This is a genomic window from Pseudotabrizicola sp. L79, assembly GCF_036553525.1.
Taxonomy (GTDB): Bacteria; Pseudomonadota; Alphaproteobacteria; order Rhodobacterales; family Rhodobacteraceae; genus Pseudotabrizicola.
The window spans coordinates 57,476-79,588 of the sequence record NZ_JAZHDA010000037.1 but is presented as its reverse complement, the minus strand read 5'-3'; the positions used below and the strand labels follow the sequence as shown (position 1 = coordinate 79,588).

Here is a 22,113-nt window from a genome sequence, read left to right as displayed (position 1 = left end):
CTCGGGCTGCCAGACCGGACCGCTTGTCGGCTTTTCGTCGCCATGAAGGCCGCGAGGGTCGCGGTCCAGACGATGGAGCATCCCATGTACGCCCATGACGAATTCGAACCCGATCACACCTCCTCGCCGACCGACACCAGGATCCAGGACCTTCAGCTTTATGGCTACCGTCCCGCAGCGGGCGAGGCCGATCCCCGGATCACGCCCGAAGACCACGTCATCCAGACCGCCGTCGCCGACATCTTCGACGCGCTGATCTCCACCATGGCCGACACCAGCCTCGATTTCGACCTCGACGAGATCCTGTGGTCGACCGTCAACACCTTCCACCGCGCCGCCGAGCGGATCGAGACCAAGCTCGACGACAACGAGCAAGCGCAGAAACGCCTTCAGCGCGAACAGGACGGCTCCGAGGTGAAATCGGTCCAGCTTGAAACCCTGATCGACATTGGGCAGGGCTTGATCGACCGGCGTGAGAGCATGGAACTCTTCCGCGAAACCGCTGCAGACCTCTTCCTCAAGGCCACCGGGACCCATTGGTCACCGCGCTCGGGCTCCCGCACCAGCCATCGCCACCTGACCGCCGCGATGATCGACAGCCGCGACTTCATCGCCGCCAAGAAACGCGCAGAAACCGAGAGCCTGGTGCCCCCGGGGCCAAAAGTTGCCTTCTCGGGCGGAGACACCACCGATCACCGGATGATCTGGGATCGTCTCGATCAGATCCACGCCAAACACCCCGACATGGTGCTGTTGCATGGTGGATCACCCAAGGGCGCCGAGCGCATCGCGGCCACTTGGGCCTCCAACCGCAAGGTGCCGCAGGTCGCATTCAAGCCAGACTGGTCCAAACACGCCAAGGCCGCACCCTTCAAGCGCAACGACCAGATGCTCGACTGCATGCCGATCGGCGTCGTGGTCTTCCCGGGCACAGGCATCCAGGACAACCTCGCCGACAAAGCCCGCAAGATGGGCATCCCGGTCATGAGGTTCGGACAGGGGGCGTGAGCCCCCTTGCCATTCAACGACGATCAGCCGGGACTCCACTTTCGGTACTCGCTTGTATCGCGTCGGTTCGAGCCAAGACAAACTGGGCGTCCGTCTTGTTCAAGAGAACAATATGCTGTTGCCTTGGGTTTGCATTTTCTGGGTCTCCCAAGAGGCCCAGTCTCTTGAGGACGTAAAACAGCATTGCCTGGCGGATGCTCAGCACCACTGTGCCGTCGATCATGCCGTAGTCCTTGGACACGACTTTCTTCTGGCTTTCCGTCAGCAGCGGATGTGGCGCAATTCTTATGTCAACATGCTCCTGCCAGAGCGTGTCCCTTTCTCCCAGAGCGATTGGATCACCGAATGATCCCGTTTCAAGAATCCGAGGAAGCAGGAAGTCCTTGAAAGCATTTTCCACATGGCAGAAAGCGCGAGCATGCCATCGGAAGCCATCGTAGCCAAAAGCATGGGGCGTGATGCGACGCCAAAGCGGGTCGGGTCGCTTGGTGTTCATCGATTGGTAGAGAACGTCGATTGACCGGCGGTCCCGCATCGCCATCAATACAGTGCGCAGTACCGCTGTATCGATGTTGCGATGCGGCGTTAATGCGATGTCAATGTCCGGCACACGGGAGAGCCAAGCTTCCCCGGGTCTGGAAAAGCCCTCACCCTGCGCGCGCAGACGGCTCAGGTAGACGTCTGGCTCCGGCCTTAGAAACCGTGGATGGAACGCCTGAGAAGGGATGTATCGCTTGGCGCTCTTGTCGTAGTCGATGTTTCCAGGCGCGACTTCTTGGTACATTGTCAGGTCTTTCGATGCCTGAGGTACCGAAACGCCAAACATCGCGATGATGTCGCCACGGTTGATCCCACCTTCCCAGAACAGCCGGAATTCGATGAACTCCAGCCTCTGCTCTACACCCCATCTGATTGCAGGGCTCTCTTCACTCATGGTGTCCTCGCTAGATGGGGATAAAAACTATATTGACATCGCAACATGACATGTATAGTTACTTATCCCATCTGGAGTCGGCAGTCAACAAGCTCTCCAGGCCCCGAGCTGGAGCCAAGAGCCATTTGAACGAGCGCATCCACAGTGAAACATCAGATTGAGGAGCTCAAAGTGACTGCAACTCTTACTTTCCACCCGCTCGGCAACGCCGACTGTACCCGTATTGACCTGGCCGACGGGAAGAAGATGCTCGTGGACTACGCCAACATGCGCAACGCCGCCGATACATTCGACACGCGTATCGACCTCCCGGATGCCCTAAAGGCAGATCTGCGCGCAGCGAAGCGGGACAACTACGACGTTGTCTGTTTCACCCATCTCGACGACGACCATTGCTGCGGTGCCGGAGACTTTTTCTGGATGGAACATGCTTCGAAGTACCAGGGCGAAGGTCGTATCAAGATCAAGGAACTATGGGTACCCGCCGCTGCTATCCTTGAGGACGGGATCCAAGACAGCGCCCGCATCATCCGACAAGAAGCGCGTCACCGCTTGCGTCAAGGCTATGGCATTCGCGTCTTCTCGCGGCCTAAGAAGCTGCAAGACTGGCTCGAAAAGCAAGGCCTTTCGCTGGACTCGCGCGCACATTTGATCACCGACGCCGGTACTTATGTGCCGGGTTTCTCGAAGTTCGGCTCGGAACGGGCCGAATTCTTCATCCACAGCCCTTTCGGCTGGCGTCAGGATGACAATGGTGTCGTCGATCGCAACCAGGACAGCATCGTCTTTCAAGCGACGTTCCTTGAAAACAGGCGCGAGACGTATGCGCTGTTCATGTCGGATATCCATTGCGATTCCATCGACCAGATGGTCCAAACGACCAAACGGCACGGTAACGAAGACCGTCTCCTGTGGGATATCTTCAAGATTCCACATCATTGCTCGTACACCGCCATTGGGTGGGAAAAGGGCGAAGACACGACTAAGCCGACCGCGGACGTTGCATGGCTTTGTGAGACACAAGGTCGCGAGCGCCATGTCATGGTTTCGACAAGTAAGGCGATGCCAGTCAAAGGCAGCGCAGAAGATAAGGATGTTCAACCCCCGCACCGTCAGGCAGGCAACTACTACAAGGCGGTGGCCCGTGATGCAGATGGTACCTTTAAGGTGACGATGGAGAGCCCCTCTGCCGCAAAGCCCAAGCCGATTCAGATCGAGATCACCGAGCGCGGGGCGCGCCTGCTTACTGTCTCGGCAATCGCCGGCGCCGCTAGCGTCGTCGCTGCTCCTGCGCGGGCGGGCTAAAGGTGGCGGAGGAAGTCCTGCATGGTTGGTGGGTTGAGTTTGGTGACCCCATAGACGTGGTGGACTGCCCCATTAAAGCTGTCCGAACACTTGCTGGCCTGATAAATGAAGGCGATGCAATGGGCGTCAGTTTGGTTGGGGTGCGCCAAGCTCGAGATGGCCAATCGGCTGCTCTTCTGCTTGAAGTCGAGGTTGAACGTCCGCAGGAACTGGCAGCGCCCATCCGAAGAATTGAACCCATTGCCGTCGTGTTCGGCGGAGAATCAATCCAGCCTTCCGTACTGGCGCTCCGCCTGGACTTCCCTGAGACGATGCACCAGAACTGGACACCTGAGGGATTTCCACGATCAATTTGTATTGACGATCGGCCTTGGCAGGAAGGACGCCTGACCCACACACCTGCGGACTTCCTAAAGCGCATCCAGCTTTGGTTGGCGAAAGCCGCTTCGGGAGAGTTGCACGATCAGGCGCAGCCACTCGAACCCCTTTTCTTCCTCAACCCGATGAAGCTCGTCATCCCAAGAGATGCCTTGCGTGCTGGAGATCAGCCGGCCGAGCTCGTCGGGTTTCTACGCTCAGACAATAAGTCGATCATTATCACCCAACTAGCAAATCCAAACCGGAACGAAGCTGCGGCTTTTGTTGTGATACCAGTATCTGTCCCACCGCAAGGAATGCGCCGTATCCAGTTTGCGCCTCAGTCGTTAATTGGTCTGGCTAGACAATTGGCTGGATCCGGTGTCGATTTGGTTTCTTTGCTTCGCCAAAGGCTCAGTTCATGGGCGGGACTGGGGAATGACGCCGTGCGTCGATTGAACGCCAGGATTGTCATTGTCGTTGCGTTTCCAGTTACCGATGAAACCGGACGGATTGCTCACGATCTGCGCGCTTTCGTTACCCATGATCGCGCAGGAGATGTAGGTGTCGGGATGGGTCTCCTTTCGCAAAACAATAGTGGTGAGGGTTCAAGTTCAGGCTATGTCAGGATTCTCGGCGCCGGAACTGATCCTGATCTGTCAATCATGCGGATTGAACCTGCTGACGTTCATTTGGGGTTTGATCGCGACACCGGGTACGCCGTCAGTGGCCAAGTCGAGCCAGACCGCCGTAAGGCTGTTTTGATTGGCGCGGGTTCACTCGGTTCGCATCTGGCCACCAACCTCGCACGCGAAGGGCATTTTGATTGGACGATCGTCGATGACGACATTCTCCTGCCACACAATTTCGCGCGACATGCGCTCTTCCCGCATGATACAGGGGCACCAAAAGCACCTGCCCTTGCCCATTATGTCAGTAGCCTGACTGGCGACACGGCGCATGGATTGAAGGCCGACATCCTGACCGCCGACGGCCAAGTTTATACCAGTCTTGCTGATGCAATTTCAAACGCCGACATCATCCTTGACGCTTCGGCCTCGGTCGCCGTCTCTAGGCATATTTCCGACCTAAATGGCACCGCTCGCTGCATTTCGATTTTCTTTAACCCGCAGGGCTCGGCCATCGTACTCTTGGCGGAAAGTTCTGATCGGAGTATCAGGTTGAACGATCTGGAAGCCCAATATCATCACTTGGTCCAGACACGATCTGACCTCGGTGCCCATCTTCGGGTGCCAGGAGGCGGCTTGCGCTATAGTGGGTCCTGTCGTGCTGTGACCAACCGCATACCCGCGTCTTCGGCGGCCCTTTTGGGAGCCATTGCATCTCGCGCTGTGATCGAGGCGGCAAAGGTTCCGTCCGCCCGCGTTTCGATCTGGACAGTGCTGGAGGACCTTAGCGTTTCGGTGAGCCATGAAGATGGTGAGGCTGTTGAGCGCGTCTCATTTGGCACATGGGTGGTCAGCTACGGCGCCTCCGTTGTCCAGGAGATCGCCCACTGTCGGGCAGAAAACCTTCCCAAAGAAACGGGCGGGGTTCTCCTTGGCATTGTGGACACTAGCCGCCAGACTATCCAGATCGTTAGGGCAATGTCTGCGCCGTTGGACAGCTCAGGCAGCGTTCAATCGTTTGAGCGAGGTGTCGTTGGACTCGCCGACGCTGTCAAGGAAGCATCTGAACGTTCACTTTATCAGGTGCGATATGTTGGTGAGTGGCATTCGCATCCCGTGGGTTCTTCGACGATACCCAGCGTTACCGACATTCGTCAGATAACGTGGCTAACCGAAGAACTGCGAAACGAGGGGCTGCCAGCTTTGATGGGCATTGCCGGAGACAACCTGGCATTCCGCCTGATTTTGGGAGATTGGCAGAGCGTCGATGCTGACGAGGCGATCCATTGACTGAGACCAATGTGGCTCGGGACATTCATAGCCAGTTCGCCGAAAACTCCACGGGCGGGGACCTTCTCAATGCTCGGAAAGTCGAAAACAAGATCGGCCTTTGCCTATCCGGTGGCGGTTACCGTGCGACAATCTATCACCTCGGAGCGCTGATCCGGCTCAACGAACTCGGATACCTCGCCCGGATTTCCGAGGTGGCCAGTGTCTCTGGCGGATCAATTACCGCCGGGTTATTGGCGCTGCGCTGGAAAGACCTGGACTTCGACACCTCAGGCCATGCCAAGAACTTCCACCAAGAAGTCGTTGTTCCGCTGCTTAGCTTTGTTGGAATAGGGATCGACCTCCGGGCCATCCTCTACAGCTTTCTTCCCGGATGTACGGCGGCAGACAGTATCGCTTATTCGTACGACCGATACCTTTTCAATGGTGCCAGCCTACAAGACCTGTCGGACACTCCGCGCTTCACCTTTATGGCCACGAACCTGCAGACCGGCAGTGGCTGGCGGTTTTCCAAGGGCTATGCTGCGGATTACCGTGTCGGCATCATTGAAAAACCTGACTTGGCCTTATCAAGAGTGGTAGCTGCATCATCGGCTTTCCCGCCTCTCTTGTCGCCGGTCACAATCGATTTCACCGGTCAGCGCGTCAAGGCAACAGTCGGCGCCGACCTTCATAGGCCACCTTATACAGAGCATGCCGTACTTACCGACGGCGGCGTGTACGATAATCTCGGCCTAGAGCGCGTATGGAAGCGCTGTCGCACGATTCTTGTCAGTGATGCAGGGAAGACAATACCTGATGTCGGAAGGCCAGGCGGTCGATGGGTCGGGCAAACCTATCGGACGCTAAGCATCATCCAGCAGCAGGTCCAGAACTCGCGCCAGCGGATTCTGTTCGGAATGGCAAACCTGGGCCAACGGAATGTTGTCTACTGGGACATTGGAACAGCACCGGAGCAATACGGCATCGAGTATCCGTTGGAGCTATCGCGCGATGAAGCCCGACATGCGGCTGACATGCGAACACGGCTCAACCAATTTTCTAAAAGCGAACAACAGCTGCTCATCAAAGCCGGCTATGCTGGTGCCGATGCATCGCTCAAGGCTCGGGCAGCCATTCCGGACGCTGCATCAAGCTACCCTGTTGTCCCTTGAGGCATCGTGTGCTTTTCGAAAAAGGCGACTGCGTTGGTCCGCTTGCGTCACCTCAAATTTCAGTACCCGTTTGTTCCTTGTGGAGCATTGGATGCAAGCTCCCGATATCGATGGACAGCGGCGGCCCGATTAGCGTTGAAAATCCGAAGCCTAGGCCCTAGGGTCAGTGGAGGCCCAGTTATTGGGCGCGCATAGTTTTAATGCGCACGTTAGTGCTTGGGGGAAGTCGTGTCGAACGATAAGTCGGATCTACGCTGGGGAGTCGAGCAGCGTCTCGAGTTCATAGAGTTCCGGCTGTTCTGGGAGGGGCACGTGAACCGAAGTGACGTCATGGATCAATTCGGGGTTTCGGTGAACCAAGCGTCCATGGATCTGAACCGCTATATCGGTTTCGCGCCGGACAATATGATCTACGACAAAAGCGTCCGGACATACGTCCGCGGGCCGCGGTTCCGGTCGCATTTCCTCGAGCCTGACGCGAGTCGCTATCTGGCCCAGCTGAGGTCTGTCGCTGACGGTATCCTCGACAGGGAAGACTCTTGGATAGCCGACCTACCGCCCTATGCAGCCTCGCCCACGCCTGTGAGGAGTGTTGAACCCGTCACGCTCCGGTCAGTGGTTGGTGCCATCCGTCGCTCGGGCGCCATCGAGGTTAGGTATCAGTCCTTGTCTAGCCCTGAGCCGCGCTGGCGCTGGATCGCGCCACACGCAATCGCTTTTGATGGCTTCCGCTGGCACACTCGCGCCTATTGTCTGTCCGAGGAAGTCTTCAAGGATTTCCTTCTCTCTCGGATGATCGAGATTCGCGGCTGCACTGAGAGCGCCGCGGTGCCTTCCAGGGACGCAGATTGGAATGATGAAGTGGTCCTCGAGATAGGCCCGCATCCTGATCTGTCGCCGACGCAGGCCAAGGTCATCGCACTCGACTACGGCATGGATGCCGGAAAGGCAGCGATCAAAGTCAGGCGCGCCCTTCTTTATTACGCCTTGCGACGGCTTGGGCTGGATACCGATCCAAGTGCGAGACCGCCCCAAGATCAGCAGATCGTGTTGCTCAATCCAAATTGTTTGGTGGGTGCAAATCGGTCATGACTTCAACCTATACCCTTTCCTTCACAGTCGGCGGTCTGTTCCTCCATGAGGGAGTAGAACTCGCGCGGCTACGCGCCAGTGGGTCGACTTGGGGCGAGGTCCGTAAGGCCGCGCCTGCTGGCGTATTTGTTGCCCGTGGCGGCGCAAGTTCCGTGAAGCGGATACGCAATGAAGTGTTGGGCCGCCTCTCGCACCTAACCGAAACAGAAATTGCTCACCTGGCCGAGGCAGGTATGACCGACGCGCGCGCTCTCATGTGGATTGCCGCCTGCCGGAAGTACCGGATCCTCGCCGAGTTTGCCCATGAGGTCCTCGACGAGCGGCTTCGGACATTCCAACCGGAGATCAGGGCTTCCGAATTTGACGGCTTCCTTGATGGAAAGGGAGTGGATGCAGGGGAGATCGCCAGACTCAGGCCTAGCACCCGCGCGCGCCTGCGCAGCGGGGCGTTTCGGATGTTGCGGGAAGCGGAGCTGATCGACGCAGAGAACCGGGTCTGCGCGCCCCGCCTGAGCGGGGCGCTGCGGGACCTGCTCGCCTCGGGCCCCGGATCCGGGCTCGACCTGATTCCGGGAGGAGGCTGAGATGGACCTGAGCTTCGTCGTTGACCAGGGGGCGATGGCCCGGGTGGGGCCGGAATTGCGCGCGCATCTGCGCCGCCTGATCACCAGCCCGCGCGTGCTGCGCACCACCGGGCCCGGGAACGAGATCCCGTTCTATCTCTGCCCCTTCGCCCCGGAGGACCAGGTCCGGATGGAGGAGGAGTGCCGCCTCCTGATCGGGGAACTGGAGGGAGACGGGGTTCCGGTCCTCGAAATCAACCTCTACGATCTGATGATCGAGCTCCTGCGCGAGCAGGTGGGCTGGGAGGAGCTTGCCGCCTTTGAGCGGGCCGAGCCAAAGTCCGTCCTGCTCGAGGAGCTCCAGAGCACCCTGAACCTGCGCGAGGTGCTGATCCCGCGCATCCGGGAGCGAACCGCGAAGCGGCCGTTCCGGGTCCTGTTTTTGACTGGGGTTGGCGAGGTGTTCCCGGTTATCCGGTCCCACCTGATCCTGAACAACCTCCAGAGCGTCCTGAAAGACGCCCCGACGATCATTTTCTTCCCGGGCCGCTACGCCCACGGCTTCGCAAACGGGTCCTCGCTCCAGGTCCTTTGCCGGCTCGAAGAGGACCACTATTACCGCGCCCACAACCTGCTACATATGAGGGAGGCCACATGACCGTTCCCCTGAAGGACATCTTCCTCAAGGACATTAACCGCCACATCGACGGAGTCATCAAGGCAGATGACACTGAGAGCCTGACCGTCGAGCTGGAGGAGTACGTGGTCACCCGGGAGGTAGCCAAGCGGCTCCAGACCTTCCTCGACGCCTACAATGAGGGGAAGAGCGGGAACGGGGTCTGGATCTCAGGTTTCTTCGGTTCAGGCAAGTCCCACCTCCTAAAGATGCTTGCGCTGCTCCTGGAGAACCGGGAGACGGGCGGGCGCACGCCCCTCTCCTTCTTCGAGGACAAGTTCCGGGAGGATCTGTTCCTCCTCGAGGCGCTGCGCAAGTCGGCTAGGATTCCGTCTCGGTCCGTTCTGTTCAACATCGATCAGCAGGCGAACGCCGTTGCGAAGGATCAAGCGGACGCTCTCCTCTCCGTCTTCGTACGGGTCTTCGACGACATGCAAGGCTACTATGGCCAGATGCCTCATGTGGCCGATTTCGAGCGCCACTTGGACGAGGACGGGCGCCTCCCAGCCTTCCGAGCCGCCTTCGAACGGATCAGCGGCAGGACCTGGGAGATCGGCCGCCGCTCAGCCAACATGGCCGGGCGCGCGATCACCGACGCTTTTACCGAAGCGACCGAGAACCCGGTCCCATCCGGCAACATCCTCAAGGAGTACCGGGAGGACCGAACCCTCTCGATCGCAGATTTTGCGGACCGGGTAAGCGCATATATCGCTCGCGAAGAGAAGGCCAACCCAGGGTTTCGGCTGAACTTCTTCGTCGACGAAGTAGGCCAGTACATCGCAGACAATGTCCGGCTAATGACGAACCTCCAGACGATCGCCGAGAGCCTGAACACCCGCTGCCGTGGCCGGGCCTGGATTGTGGTGACCGCCCAGCAGGAAATGGATACGATCATTGGAGAGATGAACCGGTCCAACGGGAACGACTTCTCGAAGATCATGGGCCGGTTTGACGTTAAGCTGCCGCTCAATGCGGCGGACGTGGCGGAGGTAATACAAGAGCGGCTTCTACTTAAGAAGCCGGGGGTCATGACCGACCTCGGACTCCTCTATGACGATCACGCAGAGAACCTGCGCAGCCTCTTCGAGTTCGGGGACGGGACCCAGACGATGCGAGGTTTCCGGGACCGGAACCACTTCATCCGTTCCTATCCGTTCCATCCGTATCAGTACGATTTATTCCAAAAGGCGATCCGGACCCTGTCGGACCAAAACGCGTTCGAAGGGCGCCACACTTCGACAGGGGAGCGGTCCATGCTGGGCGCGTTCCAGGAGGTGGGTCGCGCGATGATGGGCGAGCCGCTTGGGGCGCTCTCCACTTTTGATCGGATGTTCGAGGGGGTCCGGTCTGTGTTGAAGGCGTCCGCACAGCACGCGATCATGAGCGCGGAACGCCAGATCGGTGAGCAGAACCCGTTCGCGGTTCGGGTTTTGAAGGCGCTCTTCCTCGTCAAATACGTCGATGAGTTCAAGTCGACGGCCCGGAACGTTAGTATCCTAATGCGGGACCGGCTCGACCTGGACCCGACTCGGCATAAACGGGAAGTGGAGACGGCGCTCGCCCTGCTCGAGCAGGAGTCCTACGTCCAACGGAACGGGGACCTCTACGAGTTCCTTACCGACGAGGAAAAAGACATCGAGCAGAAGATCAAGGCGATTGGCCTCGACGCGTCAGATGTCACCCGGGAGCTGAGCGAGATGCTGTTCGGGGAGATCTTGGGCGGTCGCAAGGCGATTACGTATGAGAAGTCCGGGCAGACCTTCCCGTTCACGCAGCGAATTCACCACGCGCTAATCGGGCGGGAGCACGCGCTCGCGATCAACCTGATAACCCCCTACATGGCCCCGTCAGAGCGGGGCGATCAGACCCTCGCCACTCGGTCCATCACCAACAATGAACTGTTGATCGTGTTACGTGAGGAAAGCTGGCTCGTGGACGAGCTAGCCGCCTACCTGAAGACGAAACGGTATCTGACCCGGGAGACCTCGACCGAGCACCGAGAAGGTGTGACCGGGATCCTGCGCGCCAAAGGCGCCAACAACGACGTCCGCCGTCGGCGCCTTCTGGCTGCGTTACGTGACCGGATCTCTGAGGCGAACCTTCTAGTGCGCGGTGAGAGGCTTGACTTGCGCGCCTCCGACCCGAGGGGGCGGATCGAGGCCGGGTTTCAGACGCTGGTGGACCGGGTCTTCACCTCGCTAGGCATGCTGCGCGAGGCCACCTATAAGGAAGCCGATCTCGACCGTCACCTCGAGATGACTGATGATGGTCAGCTCACGGAGGCGGAAGCGGAGGTCCTAAACAGGATCACCGCGAACCGGAAGAACGCGCTACGGAGCACCGCAAAAGGGCTGATCGAGGCATTCGAGAAGCCCCCCTACGGCTGGCCGGAGGCAGCCACCCTATGCCTCATCGGGGCCCTGATCGGACGCGGTCGGCTTGAGGCATCCGTGTCCGGGGACCCGCTCGAGGGGGTTGGGCTGCGCGCGGCCCTCCTCAACGCGACCGTCCGGCCCAACTTGAACCTCGAGCCGGTGGACGCGTTCGGTGCCTCCGACGTGATGGCGCTGCGCCGGCTCTACCAGGACCTGTTTGGCCGCACGCCCTCGTCCAGCGACGGGAAGGGGATCGGCCGGGAGACCGGGGAGGCGATCGAAGAACTGGCCCGGTCCGTCGAGACGCATCTCTCACGGGACAGGGACTACCCGTTCGTCACCGCCCTCACCCCGTTCCGGACAGCGCTCGCGGAGCTGCGCGGCAAGCCCGCCTCCTGGTACGTCTCGCACCTCGCCGGCAAGACCGGGGATGACTTGGCGGGACTGAAGGAGGACCTCTACGATCCGATCCATGCCTTCCTGAACGGCCCACAGCGGGAGATCCTTGACGAGGCGCGCCGGGTGCTGCTGGCGGAGGCGGCGAACCTCGACTTCGTTGACGCTGCCCTCTTCGATCGGATCCGGACCGCGGCGGAGGCGCCCGACGTCTACCGAGGCACGAAGGTCCAGGGGATCAAGACAGACCTCGACCGGCTCAAGTCGGACATCCGGGGCTTGGTGGCGAAGGAGCGGGAGACTGCGACGGCAGATCTGCGCGCCCTCTCCTACCAGCTCCTCGCCTCGCCCGAGTTCACCGAGGCTGCCGCCACGACGCAAGGGGAAGTCCGGACGGCGTTGAGCGCTATTGAGGAGCGGTTCACCCAAGAGCGACTGATCCCGTCGATTCGGACCGTTCTGAGCGGGTTCCGGCGCGACCGGTACCCGCAGCTGATCTCCCGGCTCATCCAGTCGAAGCCCCAGCCCACACCATCCGGCGGATTCGACGATGCATCGGGCGGCCCGATCACCCCGCCCCCGAAGGTTGAAATCGTCCACCTCGCCGATCTGGGGGTCCGGTTCGACCGGCCCCTGATCAGCTCTGAGGCTGACGTGGAAGAATATCTCACGACCATGCGCACGGCGATGCTGGGCGCGGTCCGGAAAGGCAAGAGGATCACCCCCTGATGGACACGAACCGGCTCAAGACCTTCGCGCAGCGGACTCGAACCGACCTGATGGGGCAGGTCGCACGCAAGCTGGACGCCGTCCTCGCCCCGGAGAGCGCGGAGCGGCGCGAGGCGCCAGAGGCGATCCGTACCCTTGAAGGGCGGATCACGGAGATCGGCCACGCCATGGTGGTGGAGCAGGTGGCCTACACCTGGTTCAATCGGTTCACCGCGCTGCGCTATATGGATGTGAACGGCTACCTTACCCCGATGGTGGTGAGCCTGGCAACAGACCGGACCCGGCCGGAGCTGCTCGACCAAGCGGCCGCGGGGTCGATACCGGACTACGTCCGCGCTCCGGTTGCCAACCGGATCCGCGACCTGCTCGAGGAGCGCGCCCCGTCACGCGAGCCGCAGGTAGAGGCATATCGCCTTCTCCTCGTCGCCGCATGCAATGACCTGAGCCGGGTCATGCCGTTCCTGTTCGAAACGATCGCGGACTACACCGAACTCCTGATGCCGACTGACCTTCTGGCCGCCGACGGTTGGGTCAGCCGGATGCGGGAGGTGATGACCGAGGACGCCTGTCAGGACGTCGAGATCATCGGCTGGCTCTACCAGTTCTACATCTCGGAGAAGAAGGATCAGGTCTTTGCCGGCCTGAAAAAGAACCAAAAAATCACCGCCGAAAACATTCCGGCGGCGACGCAGCTGTTCACCCCGCACTGGATCGTGCGCTACCTGGTCGAGAACTCGCTCGGCCGGCTCTGGCTCCTGAACCGGCCCGCATCGCGCCTCGCGGAGCGGATGGAGTATTACATCGCCCCCGAGGAGCCGGAAACGGACTTCCTGCGCATCTCCGGGCCGCAGAATATCCGGATCTGCGACCCGGCCTGCGGGTCCGGTCACATGCTGACCTATGCCTTCGACCTCCTCTACGCGATCTACGAGGAGGAGGGGTTCCCGCCCGCCGAGATCCCGGGTCTGATCCTGACCCACAACCTGACCGGGATCGAGATCGACGACCGGGCCGGGGCGCTCGCGGCCTTCGCGCTGGCGATGAAGGCGGCAGCTAAGCTGGGGCGGCGGCGGTTCCTGCGGATGGAGGTGGGGCCGGACGTCATGGTGCTGGAGAACGTCACCTTCACCCCCGCCGAGATGCAGGACGTGGCGGCCGTCGTGGGGCGCGATCTGTTCACCGACGAGCTGCGCACGACGCTGATGCAGTTCGAGCAGGCGAAGAACTTCGGCTCGCTCATTGTGCCGAAGCTGCGCGACCCGGCAGAGACCCTGCGGGTGGTGGAGGCGCGGGATTTTGGGTCAGACCTCTTGCTGAAGGGGATTCGGGACCGGGTGGTGGCCGTGCTGCGCATGGCGGAGGCGCTGACACCGCGGTATCACGTGGTTGTGGCGAACCCGCCGTATATGGGTGCGAGCAACGCAAATACGCAGCTAAAGGCATGGCTAGAGAAACACTATACAAACTCTAAGCGCGATCTTTTTTCTGCGTTCATCGAGAGGAACCTAAGGCTGTGCCAAGCATCAGGCACGGTCGCTATGATTACGATGCAGAACTGGATGTTCATTAGCCGGTTTCAGGCATTTAGGGACATGCTCTATTTGCAATCTCACTTCCTTTCGATGGCACATCTAGGTGAGCGTGCCTTCGACTCGATTGGTGGCGAAGTTGTCTCTACGACCGCTTTCGTCCTTGCTGTCTCACGAAGCCCCGAGCATTCAGCAACTTTCATTCGGCTGACGGATGGCAGGTCAGAGAGTGAGAAGTCAGAAGCACTAATGCGCGCATCAAAGGATTTGCTTTCGCCCATCCGTTATTCTGCCCGTGAGATCGATTTCAAGAGAATACCCGGCGACCCCCTCGCGTATTGGATATCGTCCGAGCTACGTGAGGTATTTGCAACTGCGCCAGACTTCGACAGCGTTCTCGAAGCTCGGGAAGGCCTAACTACAGGGAAGAACGAGGACTATGTAAGGTTCTCCTTCGAGGTGAATGCTTCGAGTGTATGTCGGGGCGCAACCAATCGTAACCATGCGGCAAGTTCTGGTGCAAAATGGTTTCCCTACAACAAGGGAGGAGAGAAAAGAAAGTGGTTTGGGAATGATGAGCATATTGTAAACTGGGAAAATGATGGTCGGCAACTGCAAAATCGCAAGCACCCCTCAGGGGATCGAATTTGGGCGCACAACTTCAATCTGGATTTTATCTTTCGCCCATCGATATCGTGGTCGGATATTACAACGAGAGGTCTTTCAGCTCGCCTCTTCCCAGAAGGATTCATATTTGACGCTACGGGCCTGAGTGCATTCACGCGCAATGAAGAAGACTACCGCTGGCTTTGCGCATCAATATGCAATTCCCACGTGGGCACATATGTAGCCTCCATTCTAAATCCGACGATGCATTTCAAGGCGGGTGATTTCGCGGAGTTCCCTCTGGTAGAGGGAGATCGTGCTAGAGCTGAAGAAAACGCGGTTAATGCCGTAGATAGTGCCCGCGCTGACTGGGACGCCTACGAAACCTCGTGGGACTTCACCACGCTCCCCCTCCTGTCCCCGGACCACCGGTCCGGCACGCTGGAAGCCACCTATGCACGCCTCCGCGCCCACTGGGCAGACATGACGGCGGAGATGCTGCGGCTGGAGGAGGAGAACAACCGGATCTTCATCGACGCCTACGGGCTTCAGGACGAGCTGACCCCGGAGGTCCCGATCGAGGAGATCACCCTCACCTGCAATCCGGCCTACCGCTACGGGGTGAAGGGGACGGAAGACGAGCGCGAGGCTCGCCTGCTGGCCGACACGATGAAGGAGCTGATCTCCTTCGCGATCGGCTGCATGTTCGGCCGTTACAGCCTCGACGCGCCGGGCCTGATCCTCGCCAACCAGGGCGACACGGCCCAGACGTATCTGGACCGGATCCCGGAGCCGACCTTCGCCCCAGACCGGGACAACGTGATCCCGCTGTTCGAGGAGGACTGGTTCGCCGACGACGCCTATCAGCGGTTCCGCGAGTTCCTGTCGATCACCTTCGGGGCGGACCGGCTGGTCGAGAACCTGGAGTTCATGCGCGCCGCGCTCGGCAAGGAGGTCCGGACCTACCTTGCGAAGGACTTCTACACGGACCACGTCCAGCGCTACAAGAAGCGCCCGATCTACTGGCTCGTCTCGAGCCCGAAGGGGGCGTTCCAGGCGCTGATCTACATGCACCGCTATACCCCAGACACGCTGAACATCACCCTGAACGACTACGTCCGGGGCCTGCGCGACCGGCTGGAGGCGGCCCTGCGCGCCGCCAAGGCGACCGAGATCAGCCCGGACGCGACCCCGGCTGAGAAGAACCGGGCCAAGCGGGACATCGACCGGTTCACCAAGCAGATCGCCGAGGTGACCGAGTGGGAGCGCGACACCCTCTACCCGCTGGCGGTGGAGCGGATCCGGATCGATCTGGATGACGGGGTGAAGCGGAACTATCCGAGGTTCCCCGGGGTCCTGCGGCCGATCAAGGGGCTGGAGGACGAGGATGCGTGACCGGATCCAGGCGGGGCTGGAACGGAGCTTTCGCAAGCACCGGATCGTGTTCTGGCACGACCCGGAGGCGCGCTTCCGCGAGGAGTTCGACGCTATCACCATCCCGGGCGTCACCAAGACGGAGGTGGCGAACAACGAGTTCATGCTCAAGCACCGCCTGATCCGGGAGGCGCCGCGCGACAACTTCCTCGTCTACCGGCCCGGGGCGGTCCCGCCGGACCCGGAGAACTGGCTCCTCGACCTCGAGATGGGGCACGGAGTGTTCCTTGCCGACCGGGGCGCGCTCCTCCTGATGGAGCTGGGCCTGCCGCCCCGGTTCTCGGACCTGGTGGAAGCCCATGCGAAGTTCTTCGAAGCGAAGGCGCGGGTGGACCGGCTCAAGGGGATGATCGAGGAGACAGACAACGCCGCCCGGATCCGGATGAAGATGATCGCGGTCTGCGCCGGCACCCCCGCCGCGCTCGACGCAGTGCTGGAGGGGCTGCTTTCGGAGCTCGCGCGGGACGAGGAGAAGCTGATCGGGCTGATCGCCCGGTCCGGCCTCGAGGCGCACCTCTGGGAGGAGGTTCGCGCCCTCTACGGCTATGAGGAGAAAGCCCCGTCCGTGACCGGGCTCGCCCAGGCCCTGTTCTGGGGGACCTACCTGATGGAGCTCGACGAGCCGTCCGTGCTCACGCAGGAGGCGCTCGTCCTGATGGGGCGCTGGCGCCACGACACCCGGCATCGGGACGCCTTCGTCACCCTGTCGGCCACCTACGCCGACGCGCTGGCGATCCGGTCAGACCTGCCCGCCCGCCCGCTCGACCGGCTGGCCCGGATGACCCAGTTCGAGGCGATCGACCAGCACGTCCTGCGCGCGCTGATCCAGGGGGTGTTGGACCGGGACCTTTCGCATGAGCGGGTTGAGGAGGCGGTCCGCGAGCGGCGCGGGAGCCTCTGGTGGGCGGAATACGCGGACCTCTGCGAGGCGGTCCGGTTCGCCTCCGACCTACAACGGCGCGTCGCGGACGTGCCGATCCCGCCGATGACGATGCGGACAGGGTTCGACGCCTACACGGGCGGCTGGTTCCAGATTGACCAAACCTACCGGAAGTTCGTCCTGCACGCGGGCCGGACCCTGCACCGGGACCTCGTGGCGGAGCTCGGCGAGCGGGTCGAGAACCTTTACTCGAACGGGTTCCTGATGCCGCTCAACGACGCCTGGCAGCGGGCGATCGACGCGGACCCGACCTGGAAGATCGACCAAGTGGTCGGCCAGCGCCGGTTCTACGACCAGCACGTCGTCCCGATCCGGAACAAGGGGGCGAAGGTGATCGTGATCATCTCCGACGCGCTCCGGTTCGAGATCGGGGAGGAGCTCCTGCGCCGGATCCGGGCGGTGGACCGGTTCGAGGCGCGGCTGGAACCGATGCTCGGCAGCCTGCCCAGCTACACCCAGCTCGGGATGGGGGCGCTCCTGCCCAACCGGGACCTGCGGATCGCCGTGGAGGGATCCGGGGTGCTGGTGGACGGGGAGTCAGCGACCGGGACGGAGAACCGGGCGAAGGTGCTAGCCCGCCGCAAGGAGGCAGGCACCACGACGGCGGTCCAGGCTGAGACGGTCGCCCGCATGGACAAGGAGGAGATCCGCGCGCTCATCCGGGACCATGACGTGGTCTACCTCTACCACAACCTGATCGACGCAGCCGGGGACAAGACGGCCAGCGAAGGACAAGTGTTCGAGGCGGCGGAGCGGGCGATCCAGGACTTGGAGCAGCTGATCCGGCGCCTGGCCGGGAACAACGCGAGCAATCTGATCGTCACCGCGGATCACGGGTTCATCTACCAAAATCGGCCGATCCATGAGGGAGACTACAGCCCAGCCGAGGTCCGGGGGGAAAAGATCACTCATCGGGATCGCCGCTTCGTGCTGGGGACCGGACTTGAGGAGACCCCTGGTCTGACCCTGTTCAGCGCAAAGGCAGTCGGGCTCGAGGGGGAGACGGAGATCCTGATCCCCCGCTCGATCGGGCGGCTGCGGCTCTCCGGATCCGGCTCGCGCTTCGTGCATGGGGGAGCGGCGCTCCAAGAGGTGGTCATCCCGGTCCTCCTGATTAACAAGCGGCGTACTAGCGATGTAGAGCTGGTCGAAGTTGAGCCGATCTTGACCGCGTCGCGTATGATCACGACCGGGCAGCACCCTGTCCGACTCTATCAAACACTGCCTGTAACGGAGAAGAGGCGTCCGATCCGGCTCCGGATTGGCCTCTATGGGCCGGATGGAGCGGTGCTTTCCAATCTGGAAGAGCGGGAGTTCGTGGAGACCTCGGAAGACCCGCGGCGGCGCGAGACGACCGTGCGGCTCATCCTTGCGAAAGCAGCCGAAGCCTACAACGACAAGGACGTTCGGCTGGTGCTGACCCGGGTCGGGGACGGGCCGGAGCGGCCTTACCGGACCGAGACGTTCCGGCTGAAACGGTCCGTGAGTGGAGATTTCGACCTGTGAGGTGGATGTGATGAGCGCGCTGAATGACAAGATCAATGAAACCTTCACCGGGTTGGTAGTCCGGAAGGACTTGGTGAAGGAGGTGCGTGGCAACGCGATAGTTCCTTCTTATGTGCTCGAGTTCCTACTCGGCCAGTACTGCGCAACAAACGACGAAGACACGATCCGGTCCGGCATCGAGACGGTGAAGGAGATCCTGCACCGGCATTACGTCCACCGGAATGAGGCGGGGCTGATCCGGTCGAACATCCGGGAAAAGGGGCGCTGGAAGGTGATCGACAAGGTGTCGGTTGCGCTGAACGAGAAGACTGACGCCTATGAGGCAAGCTTCGCCAATCTTGGGATCAAGAAGGTCCTGGTGGACAGCGACACGGTCAAGAAGAACCAGAAGATGCTCGTCTCCGGGGTCTGGTCGATCGCGGACTTGGAATACGATCACAAGGAGGAGGCGAATGCGGTCCCCTGGGTTCTCACCGGCCTAAAGCCGATCCAAATGTCCAGCTTCGATTATGAGGCCTATCTGGCTGCTCGGGCGCAGTTCACCACCGAGGAGTGGATCGACCTGCTGATCCAGACGATCGGGTTCAACCCGGACGCGTTCGGGAGGCGCAGCAAGCTGCTCCAGCTACTGCGGCTAATCCCCTTCGTGGAGCGGAACTACAACCTGATCGAGCTTGGCCCCAAAGGGACCGGCAAGTCGCACATCTTCTCCGAGTTTTCCCCGCACGGAATCCTTATCTCCGGCGGCGAGGTGACCGTCCCAAAGCTGTTCGTGAGCAACGCGAGCGGGAAGATCGGCCTCGTCGGCTATTGGGACACGATTGCCTTCGACGAGTTCGCCGGTCGCCAGAAGAAGGTCGATAAGGCACTCGTCGACATCATGAAGAACTACCTGGCGAACAAGTCCTTCTCCCGCGGGGTGGAGACGCTCGGAGCGGAGGCGTCCATGGCGTTCATCGGGAACACCAAGCACTCCGTCGCCTACATGCTCAAGCATACGGACCTGTTCGAGGAGCTGCCGGACAAATATTACGATAGCGCCTTCATAGATCGACTGCATTCCTACCTGCCCGGCTGGGAAATCGACGTGATCCGTGGCGAAATGTTCGCGACCGGCTACGGGTTCATCGTGGACTACCTGGCGGAAGTGCTCCGCCACCTGCGCGGCCAAGACCGGTCCTCGGACTACCGGGACCTATTTGCGCTGGACCCGTCCATCTCGACTCGAGACCGGGATGGGGTGCAGAAGACTTTCTCCGGCCTGATGAAGCTCCTTTTCCCAGGCGGCGGCGCGACGCCTGAGGAGATCCGGGAGCTCCTCACCCTCGCGATGGAAGGAAGGAAGCGGGTCAAAGATCAGCTGATGCGGATCGACAGCACCTACCCGGAGGTGGAGTTCAGCTTCACTGACAAGGCAGGGCGGGAGACGAAGGTCCAGACCCTCGAGGAGCGGGAGCACCCGCGCTGGTATCACCGGCGCAACGTCGAGGAGCCGGACGGAGCGGCGATCGAGCCGGGCCAGCCGCTGGACCTGGGCACTCCCGCGCCGGCCCGGAGCGCCTCGGAGACCCAGAGCCCGGAGCCCGCTCCGACGACAACGGCGGCGCCGACCGTTCCGCGACGTCCCGCGCCCGGTCACGTCACCTTCGCGGAGAACCAAAAAGGGGTCAGCTTCGACGCGCTTCTCGGCCCCTGGCTGGACGGGGCGGCGGAGATCACGCTCACTGACCCCTATATCCGGGTATATCACCAGATGCGTAACCTGATGGAGCTTCTGGAGGTGGTGGCACTGCGAAAGCAGGACGGAGATGACGTCAGGTTCAACCTGCTGACCGCCCCGGATCCGGAGGACCTCGAGCGCCAGGCGGGCTACCTAGAGCAGATCCGAGACGGGATCGCGCCGCTCGGAGTCGAGTTCGGCTGGACCTTCGACGGAACCAGCACGATCCACGCCCGGCATCTCGTAACGGACAACGGCTGGAAGATCCTGCTCGACCGTGGGCTTGATGTGTTCCAGCGGGCGGACCTTAACAATGGGTTTAGCCCTGCGAATCGTCATCAGCGGTTCCGGCAAGTCAGGGCATTTGAGGTAACGTATCTGCTCAATGAGTGAGTGTGATCTGAACACTACTATGTCTTTGCGCTTTCCTATGAGACTAATGAGTTGCTTTCCTCATGTCAGGGAAGTTGAAATTCCAGACTTAGGGCGCGGCTTTCGTCTTTTTGGTCGAATGAAACAAGCCTCCCAATGGTGCATGAGTGAACCCAAGTCCGAACTACGAGCGCATTTTATTACATAATTACTATTATCGGTCTTTTGTTAACACATTGAAATAAAGATATAAAAATGCACTCTAGAACTCTGCGCCCTGCCTTTCCGTTCCCAGTGACACCCAATCTTGCCGGCCAAAGGCAACGAGCGCGATCTGAAGAACGTCGCGCTCGAGGTCGGCGCGGAACACGATGGTCAGGCGATGACCTCGGCCGCCGTGCCGGACCAGCCATCCGTCAAGCGCTCCAGTCAGGCGCATTCCAGACATCGGGTTTGCAGCGATATCGCGGAGGAGGTCGTCGATTTCGTCAAGTCGGCGTGCGGCGGCGTCGAAATCGCCCTGCGTCACATCGACGATGTATTCCACGATCCCGACCAGGTCCCGCTCGACCAGCGGGTGTTTACTTTGGCGCATCAGGAGGTCGCGCTGGTCTCTTGGGCGGCCTTGAGCCGGGCCAGGTGTTCGCGCGCATTCGATGTGAAGGCGCCAAGCGCCGCCACAGGTTCCCACTGGTCAGGCGGCAAGGCGAGGCGCCGCTGCACTTCAGCTTCCAGCAAGGTGCGTTCGCGGTCCCGCGCGGCCTTGGCACGCGCCATTTCACCAGAGACTGCAGCGCTGACATTGGGATACTCGCCCGCTTCGACCAGTTCGCGGGCGAAGGCGAAGGCCGCATCGGTGAAGCTCACGCTTTGCTTATGCACGGTCATCGTAGGGCCCTCGCGTGGTGTTCCATTGGAGCACCATAGCGCGGTTTCGGGTTTCAGGCAATCGTGGGTTGGCTTCAGGATGCGACGCGGTATCCGCGCCGCTCCTTCGCGCGAAGCAACGCAGCGGCCGCCGCATCCGCTAAAGAGGTCGACCGATAGGACGCAGCCCGAAACTGCCCCCTGCCCCCGATCCGGCCCCAGTGTCGTTCGACGATGATGTCGCCGAACAGATCGGGCAGCACCTCGACCCGGTAGAACCGGGCCATGTTGAGATCGGGATCTACGCGGTAGAGCAACTGGCAGGACATTGGAACCTCCTGTCATCAGGATGTTCCCGCAGCCCTGCCCTGTCCAATCAGAAATCTGAATCGTTGGTGGGTCACCGATTCAGGAAGCTGATGGGTTGCCTTCATCGCCGCCGACGGCCTCGACCCACATCACGACGAGGATGGTCTCGGGGTCGACAAGCCAGGACACGGCGATGCGGCCATCGTGCCTGCGAAACCGCTCGCCGATCAGCACTTGCCCGCTTGGCTCTCTGATCCAGACCCGTGCCACCAATGTGCCAGAGCTTTCATCGCGCATGCTCGCGCCTCCGGCCGAAAACTTG

16 protein-coding genes are annotated in these 22,113 nt (G+C 60.9%); 11 read left to right on the top strand and 5 right to left on the bottom strand.

What is annotated here, in order from left to right:
- Positions 1–84 precede the first annotated feature (84 nt).
- Positions 85–1,008, top strand: a complete 924-nt coding sequence (locus V3C85_RS01295; RefSeq protein ID WP_331793267.1) for a DUF2493 domain-containing protein — start codon at positions 85–87, stop codon at positions 1,006–1,008.
- A gap of 13 nt (positions 1,009–1,021) precedes the next feature.
- Here V3C85_RS01295 and V3C85_RS01290 read toward each other — a convergent pair whose 3' ends face one another.
- Positions 1,022–1,942 (bottom strand): WYL domain-containing protein, encoded by a 921-nt coding sequence (locus tag V3C85_RS01290; RefSeq protein WP_331793266.1) that lies wholly within the window; start codon positions 1,940–1,942, stop codon positions 1,022–1,024.
- Positions 1,943–2,086: 144 nt separating this feature from the next.
- Here V3C85_RS01290 and V3C85_RS01285 point away from each other — a divergent pair, with 144 nt between their 5' ends.
- The 10 genes from V3C85_RS01285 (at position 2,087) to brxL (ending at position 20,636) form a co-directional block, all read left to right on the top strand.
- Positions 2,087–3,247 (top strand): hypothetical protein, encoded by a 1,161-nt coding sequence (locus V3C85_RS01285; RefSeq protein ID WP_331793265.1) that lies wholly within the window; start codon positions 2,087–2,089, stop codon positions 3,245–3,247.
- 2 nt (positions 3,248–3,249) lie between these two features.
- Positions 3,250–5,523 (top strand): ThiF family adenylyltransferase, encoded by a 2,274-nt coding sequence (locus V3C85_RS01280; RefSeq protein WP_331793263.1) that lies wholly within the window; start codon positions 3,250–3,252, stop codon positions 5,521–5,523.
- Positions 5,520–6,677, top strand: a complete 1,158-nt coding sequence (locus V3C85_RS01275; protein WP_331793261.1) for a patatin-like phospholipase family protein — start codon at positions 5,520–5,522, stop codon at positions 6,675–6,677. Before V3C85_RS01280 ends, V3C85_RS01275 begins: the two co-directional genes overlap by 4 nt.
- 228 nt (positions 6,678–6,905) lie before the next feature.
- Positions 6,906–7,769, top strand: coding sequence for a WYL domain-containing protein (locus V3C85_RS01270; RefSeq protein WP_331793259.1), 864 nt, complete (start codon positions 6,906–6,908; stop codon positions 7,767–7,769).
- On the top strand, positions 7,766–8,353 hold the full coding sequence (locus V3C85_RS01265; RefSeq protein ID WP_331793257.1) for a DUF1819 family protein: 588 nt from the start codon (positions 7,766–7,768) through the stop codon (positions 8,351–8,353). Before V3C85_RS01270 ends, V3C85_RS01265 begins: the two co-directional genes overlap by 4 nt.
- Position 8,354: 1 nt before the next feature.
- The gene (locus V3C85_RS01260; protein ID WP_331793256.1) at positions 8,355–8,990 is read left to right on the top strand and encodes a DUF1788 domain-containing protein; all 636 of its coding nucleotides are present in this window, start codon (positions 8,355–8,357) and stop codon (positions 8,988–8,990) included.
- Complete coding sequence (brxC, locus tag V3C85_RS01255; RefSeq protein ID WP_331793255.1) at positions 8,987–12,508, top strand: BREX system P-loop protein BrxC; 3,522 nt, start codon at positions 8,987–8,989, stop codon at positions 12,506–12,508. The genes V3C85_RS01260 and brxC overlap by 4 nt, the downstream gene beginning before the upstream one ends.
- Entirely contained in the window at positions 12,508–16,038 is a 3,531-nt protein-coding gene (pglX, locus tag V3C85_RS01250) for a BREX-1 system adenine-specific DNA-methyltransferase PglX (RefSeq protein ID WP_331793254.1), read from the top strand. The genes brxC and pglX overlap by 1 nt, the downstream gene beginning before the upstream one ends.
- Positions 16,031–18,523, top strand: coding sequence for a BREX-1 system phosphatase PglZ type A (pglZ, locus tag V3C85_RS01245; RefSeq protein ID WP_331793253.1), 2,493 nt, complete (start codon positions 16,031–16,033; stop codon positions 18,521–18,523). The genes pglX and pglZ overlap by 8 nt, the downstream gene beginning before the upstream one ends.
- A 10-nt stretch (positions 18,524–18,533) precedes the next feature.
- Entirely contained in the window at positions 18,534–20,636 is a 2,103-nt protein-coding gene (gene brxL, locus V3C85_RS01240; RefSeq protein ID WP_331793252.1) for a BREX system Lon protease-like protein BrxL, read from the top strand.
- A 241-nt stretch (positions 20,637–20,877) separates the two neighbouring features.
- Here brxL and V3C85_RS01235 read toward each other — a convergent pair whose 3' ends face one another.
- The 4 genes from V3C85_RS01235 to V3C85_RS01220 all read right to left on the bottom strand — a co-directional run bounded on the left by V3C85_RS01235 (position 20,878) and on the right by V3C85_RS01220 (position 22,088).
- Positions 20,878–21,210, bottom strand: coding sequence for a type II toxin-antitoxin system RelE/ParE family toxin (locus V3C85_RS01235; RefSeq protein WP_331793251.1), 333 nt, complete (start codon positions 21,208–21,210; stop codon positions 20,878–20,880).
- Positions 21,210–21,503: a hypothetical protein gene (locus V3C85_RS01230; RefSeq protein WP_331793250.1), complete on the bottom strand. Its 294-nt coding sequence runs from the start codon at positions 21,501–21,503 to the stop codon at positions 21,210–21,212. Before V3C85_RS01230 ends, V3C85_RS01235 begins: the two co-directional genes overlap by 1 nt.
- A gap of 74 nt (positions 21,504–21,577) precedes the next feature.
- Positions 21,578–21,811 carry a WGR domain-containing protein gene (locus tag V3C85_RS01225; RefSeq protein WP_331793249.1) on the bottom strand — a complete coding sequence of 78 codons (234 nt, stop codon included), beginning with the start codon at positions 21,809–21,811 and terminating at the stop codon, positions 21,578–21,580.
- A 79-nt stretch (positions 21,812–21,890) separates the two neighbouring features.
- On the bottom strand, positions 21,891–22,088 hold the full coding sequence (locus V3C85_RS01220; protein WP_331793248.1) for a hypothetical protein: 198 nt from the start codon (positions 22,086–22,088) through the stop codon (positions 21,891–21,893).
- Positions 22,089–22,113: the final 25 nt, after the last annotated feature.

Excerpts from the sequence above, each read along its gene's own strand:
- brxL (WP_331793252.1), top strand. The coding sequence starts at position 18,534 with ATGAGCGCGCTGAATGACAAGATCAATGAAACCTTCACCGGGTTGGTA.
- V3C85_RS01230 (WP_331793250.1), bottom strand. The coding sequence starts at position 21,503 with ATGACCGTGCATAAGCAAAGCGTGAGCTTCACCGATGCGGCCTTCGCC.
- V3C85_RS01260 (WP_331793256.1), top strand. The coding sequence starts at position 8,355 with ATGGACCTGAGCTTCGTCGTTGACCAGGGGGCGATGGCCCGGGTGGGG.
- V3C85_RS01225 (WP_331793249.1), bottom strand. The coding sequence starts at position 21,811 with ATGTCCTGCCAGTTGCTCTACCGCGTAGATCCCGATCTCAACATGGCC.
- V3C85_RS01265 (WP_331793257.1), top strand. The coding sequence starts at position 7,766 with ATGACTTCAACCTATACCCTTTCCTTCACAGTCGGCGGTCTGTTCCTC.
- pglZ (WP_331793253.1), top strand. The coding sequence starts at position 16,031 with ATGCGTGACCGGATCCAGGCGGGGCTGGAACGGAGCTTTCGCAAGCAC.
- pglX (WP_331793254.1), top strand. The coding sequence starts at position 12,508 with ATGGACACGAACCGGCTCAAGACCTTCGCGCAGCGGACTCGAACCGAC.
- brxC (WP_331793255.1), top strand. The coding sequence starts at position 8,987 with ATGACCGTTCCCCTGAAGGACATCTTCCTCAAGGACATTAACCGCCAC.
- V3C85_RS01290 (WP_331793266.1), bottom strand. The coding sequence starts at position 1,942 with ATGAGTGAAGAGAGCCCTGCAATCAGATGGGGTGTAGAGCAGAGGCTG.
- V3C85_RS01220 (WP_331793248.1), bottom strand. The coding sequence starts at position 22,088 with ATGCGCGATGAAAGCTCTGGCACATTGGTGGCACGGGTCTGGATCAGA.
- V3C85_RS01235 (WP_331793251.1), bottom strand. The coding sequence starts at position 21,210 with ATGCGCCAAAGTAAACACCCGCTGGTCGAGCGGGACCTGGTCGGGATC.
- V3C85_RS01295 (WP_331793267.1), top strand. The coding sequence starts at position 85 with ATGTACGCCCATGACGAATTCGAACCCGATCACACCTCCTCGCCGACC.